5 protein-coding genes are annotated in these 4,887 nt (G+C 46.7%); all 5 read right to left on the reverse strand.

Annotated features, from left to right (window positions below; translation table 11 throughout):
- Positions 1 to 2: 2 nt before the first annotated feature.
- The 5 genes from GXO74_07910 to nifS all read right to left on the reverse strand — a co-directional run bounded on the left by GXO74_07910 (position 3) and on the right by nifS (position 4,776).
- On the reverse strand, positions 3 to 569 hold the full coding sequence (locus tag GXO74_07910; protein ID NOZ61593.1) for a hypothetical protein: 567 nt from the start codon (positions 567 to 569) through the stop codon (positions 3 to 5).
- A gap of 85 nt (positions 570 to 654) precedes the next feature.
- Positions 655 to 1,506: a pantoate--beta-alanine ligase gene (locus GXO74_07915; GenBank protein ID NOZ61594.1), complete on the reverse strand. Its 852-nt coding sequence runs from the start codon at positions 1,504 to 1,506 to the stop codon at positions 655 to 657.
- Between the two features lie 64 nt (positions 1,507 to 1,570).
- Positions 1,571 to 2,374, reverse strand: a complete 804-nt coding sequence (panB, locus tag GXO74_07920; protein NOZ61595.1) for a 3-methyl-2-oxobutanoate hydroxymethyltransferase — start codon at positions 2,372 to 2,374, stop codon at positions 1,571 to 1,573.
- A 34-nt stretch (positions 2,375 to 2,408) separates the two neighbouring features.
- Positions 2,409 to 3,524 (reverse strand): tRNA 2-thiouridine(34) synthase MnmA, encoded by a 1,116-nt coding sequence (gene mnmA, locus GXO74_07925; protein ID NOZ61596.1) that lies wholly within the window; start codon positions 3,522 to 3,524, stop codon positions 2,409 to 2,411.
- A 97-nt stretch (positions 3,525 to 3,621) separates the two neighbouring features.
- Entirely contained in the window at positions 3,622 to 4,776 is a 1,155-nt protein-coding gene (gene nifS / locus GXO74_07930; protein NOZ61597.1) for a cysteine desulfurase NifS, read from the reverse strand.
- Between the last annotated feature and the right edge of the window lie 111 nt (positions 4,777 to 4,887).

Consider the following 4,887-nt stretch of genomic DNA (forward strand, 5'->3'; position numbering starts at 1 on the left):
CATCAGTTAATCTGAAATCCTATCTGAAACCCGAAAAAATCCCAATTTTCAATTCTATTGTCATCCGGATGTTCAATAACACGTACAATTTTCAGCCCAATGGGGATGCTGAGCAAATTAGAAATTTGATGCTGATATTCGGCTGATAATTGAATATTGGCGCAATTCTCTGACCAATCGCAAAATCCAAATCCTGCTAATAAATAAATCCTTTGCATCCGCGCATTGCTGCTGATATTTCCTAAACCAAATTTATATTGCAGCCCAAAGGAGCGAAGCGCAACGCCGCCGGAACCAAGATAATAATATCCATCTTGTGTTGCTGTTTTCAGCCCCTGCTCAAAAATTTCATAAGAATTTAGCGTAAGCAATAATGTATTGAACGGCGTAAAATTCAAACCACAACTGATTTCATAAGACAACGGCGATTCACCGCCCTGCCTGTCCAAAATGACCCCTAATTTTGCAGATGCATGATATTTAGATGAGCCCTGTTGTGAAAAAATTGCAGTTGGACTAATAACGAAAAAGAGAAAAACCACAAGAAATATTTGGGTTAAATTTTTCATGACTCGCTCCTTGTGTTATTAAAATGCTCATCGCTTTTTCTACAGTTATTAAATAGCGCGAACCAACAAAAAGTTTCGCAAAAAATTACCGTCCAACTTTTACAACCAGATTATCAATCAACCGCGTCTTCCCGATTTTCACAGCCAACGCAATCAGCACATCAGACTTGATTTTAGATTGAAATTCAAGTGTTTCCGGGTGTAAAATTTCCACATAATCAATCTTGGCATCCGGCTGTTCATTGATCATATCTTTCATTTTTTGTTTGACTGTTTCTGCGTCCCTTTCGCCGGACAAAATAAGTTCCTCCGCCATCTTCAACGAACGATTTAAAACCAGCGCCTGTTCTCTTTCTTCCGGGGAAAGATAAGTATTTCGCGAGCTCATCGCCAATCCGTCATGTTCGCGGACAATGGGCGCAATGATAATGTCGATATCGAAATTCAAATCACGAGTCATTCGTTTTATGACAACCGCCTGCTGCGCATCTTTCTGGCCGAAAACAGCGACGTGCGGCTTGACTGCATTAAATAATTTTGCGACCACAGTAGTGACGCCGCGAAAATGTCCCGGTCTGGAAGCACCGCAGAGAATGTTCGTGATTTCTTCCACTTCGACGGAGGTCAAATAATTTTCCGGATACATTTCTTCCGTATCAGGAGAAAAAATGACGTCGCAGCCCTCTTTCTCTGCCAGCCGGCTATCGCGCTCAAAATTCCTGGGATACTGCGCAAAATCTTCGTTGGGACCAAATTGGGTCGGATTGACGAAAATGGACATGACCAACACGTCGCAGCGTTTTTTTGCCTCGCGCAAAAGACTCAAATGTCCCTCATGCAAATATCCCATCGTGGGCACAAAGCCGATTTTTTTGCCCTGACACCGAAGTTCATCGGACAATTGTTGCATCTCACGAATTGATTTGACTATTTTCACTATTAACGTCCCTGATCAATTTCAGATCCTTTCAAAGGTTCAAAACCTTTGAAAGGGTAAAAATTCAATAGCTTTCAGAATTATCTGGGAAATCCCCGGTTTTCACATCTTCCACATATTGCGCAAACGCCTCACGAATTTGCATGCCCAACTCAGCGTAAATGCGCACAAATTTCGGTCTGAATTTTTCAAATAGTCCCAGCATGTCATGGGTGACAAGAATCTGGCCGTCGCAATCAGGTCCGGCACCAATGCCAATGGTCGGCACTTTGACGGCTTCAGTGACTCGTTTTGCCGCCGCCGCCGGAATTTTTTCCAGTACAATGGAGAAAACACCTGCCTGCTCCAAAGCGATGGCGTCAGAAATGAGCCGTTCCACTGCTTCTTCTGTTCTTGCCTGCACTCTGTAACCGCCAAGCTGATTGATCGATTGCGGCGTCAAACCCAGATGTCCCATTACCGGAATACCGGCGCTAACAATGCGGTGAATCGTCTCTGCCATGGGCTCACCGCCCTCTAATTTCACGGCTTCTGCGCCGCCTTCCTTGATAAATCTGCCGGCGTTGCGCAGTGCGTCTTCCGGAGAAATCTGGTACGACAAAAAAGGCATATCCGAAACCAGAAGCGCTCGCTTCACGCCCCGGCTCGCCGCTTTTGTGTGATAAATCAACTCATCCACAGTAATCGGAATTGTTGTATCGTGCCCGGAAAAGACCATGGCTCCGGAATCCCCCACTAAAATCAAATCCAATCCCGCATCGTCCAGGTAAAGCGCCATCAGATAGTCGTAAGCCGTCAGACAGGAAATCTTTTCACCCCGTTCCTTCATTCCCATGATGACCGGAACGGTAATTTTTTTCGTTTCCATTGTGAGCCTTTTTTACAAAATGAAATTTCACCGCTTAATTTAATGGTTCTTCAATCACGCCGCCGCCAACGACAACATCACCGTCAAAAAAGACCGCTGACTGCCCTGGCGTCACCGCTGAATGGAATTCTTCAAAAACCACCCGCACGCTGTCTTCCCCGTCCGGGAAAATTTCCGCCGCCCTGCCGGAATCATTGTAGCGAATTTTCGCAGTCACTGACATCGGCGCTTCCAATTTCTCAACGGAAATCCAGTTCGTCTCCCGCGCCACAAGTCCGCGCACATTCAAATCATCGCGCGAGCCGACAACGATGACGTTGCTTTCGGCGTCAATGTCCGTGACGTACGCTGGTTTTCCCAGCGCAATGCCCAGTCCTTTTCTTTGACCGATGGTGTAAAAAGGAAATCCCTTGTGCTCTCCCAACACATTGCCTTCGTGATCGACAATTTTCCCGTTTTCCAGTTTCGACTCCAAATAGGGATGCCGCTCATGCAAAAAACGCGCGTAATTATTATCAGGCACAAAGCAAATTTCCTGACTTTCCTGCTTGTCTTTGGTTTTCAAATCAAATTTTGCCGCCAGTTCACGCACCTGTTTCTTCGTCAATTCTCCCAGCGGCAAAATCGTTCGGCGGAGCTGCTCCTGATTCAATCGCCACAAAGCGTACGCCTGATCCTTGCTCCCATCCAGACCGCGCAGCAAGAGTGTTCTGCCCGTCTTTTCATCATTTTCCACGCGCGCAAAATGACCCGTAGCAAAAAATTCGCAGCCCAACTCAATCCCCTTTTGCATCAATACATCCCATTTAATTTCCGAATTGCAAAGGACGCAGGGATTCGGAGTCCTGCCGTTCAAATATTCTCTGCTGAAATTCTGGATCACACGTTTCTCAAAATCATCCCGAACATCAATGACGTAATGCGGAATTCCCAGCGATTGACACACCGCCCGCGCGTCATTTGCCGTTTCCACGGAACAACAACTGGATTCATTGAATACATTGCCGCCGACTGCATCGTAATCCCACAAATGCATGGTCAAACCGATCACTTCATATCCCTGCTGCTGCAAAAGTGCAGCAGCCACTGAACTGTCAACGCCACCGCTCATGGCAACGGCTACTTTTTTGTTCTTATTTTTCAATCCCATTCACCAAAAATTTATGAGAAGATGTAGTACACCTCAAAGGTGTGCTACATCTGAATCATCCTCTGCGTCCTCGGTGCCTCGGTGGCTATCCAAAACCTCACTTCAAAGGCGACATCGACCGCAGCCTGCCTACAATCTCCTCCAGCGCATCCACGGCATAGTCAATCTCTTCCATCGTATTCGCCCGCCCCAAACTGAAACGAATCGAGGCGCGCGCCAGTTCCGGCTTCACTCCCATGGCTGCTAACACATGAGACGGGTCCGTGCTTCCGGACGTGCACGCTGAACCGCTGGAGGCGGCGATTCCTTTCATGTCCAGACTGAGCAAAATCGCTTCTCCCTCAATTCCGGAAAAAGTGACATTGAGCAAACCAGCCAGACGTTTTTCCGGGTGACCGTTCAAAATCACGTCTGGAATGCGGCTTTTGATTTTTTCCCAGAAAGTATCGCGCAACTGGCGGATTTTTTCTTCTTCTCTTTCCGATTCATTTTTGCAAATTTCCACGGCTTTTGCCAGACCGATGATCCCCGGGACATTTTCCGTTCCGGGCCTGCGATTTCTTTCATGGGCGCCGCCGAAGGTAATTGGCGATAATTTCACGCCGCGACGAATAAAGAGAAGTCCCACACCTTTGGGACCATAAATTTTATGCCCGGAAGCAGCAAGCATTTCCACCGGCAAATTTTTCAGATCAAGCGGCAGTTTCCCAAATGATTGTACCGCATCAGTGTGGAAAAGTATCCCTCGCGCACGCGCAACTTCGCCAATTTCAGCAATGGGATTAATTGTCCCGATTTCGTTATTGGCGTGCATGATAGAAATGAACACAGTATTTTCCCGAATTGCCGCCGCTACGGCATCAGCGGTGATCATGCCAAATTTATCCGGCTTGAGGTAAGTCACCTCAAAACCCAATTTCTCCAGACTCTCGCACGTATGAAGCACAGCGTGATGCTCAATCTTCGATGTAATGAAATGCTTCTTACCCCCCCAATATTGCCTGGCTACGCCCTGAATCGCCATGTTGTCCGCTTCCGTACCGCCGCTGGTAAAATAAATCTCATTGACATGCGCGCCACAAAAAGCGGCAATGCTCTCCCGCGCCTCTTCAAGCGCTACTTTTGCCTCTCGCCCAAAGGAATGAATGCTTGACGCATTGCCAAATTTCTCTGTCATGTAAGGAAGCATCGCCTCAACAACGCGCGGGTCTGTGGGAGTCGTCGCGCTATGGTCAAAATATATTTTTTTCATAATTTATGTTGCTCCATTATTAATTTCAGGTATACAATTTTTACTTTTCAAAATATAGTGACCTCAACGGTAATAATCAAGCATATTTTTTGAGGTGAAACGAATATCTTC

The organism is Calditrichota bacterium (assembly GCA_013152715.1).
GTDB lineage: Bacteria > Zhuqueibacterota > Zhuqueibacteria > Thermofontimicrobiales > Thermofontimicrobiaceae > 4484-87.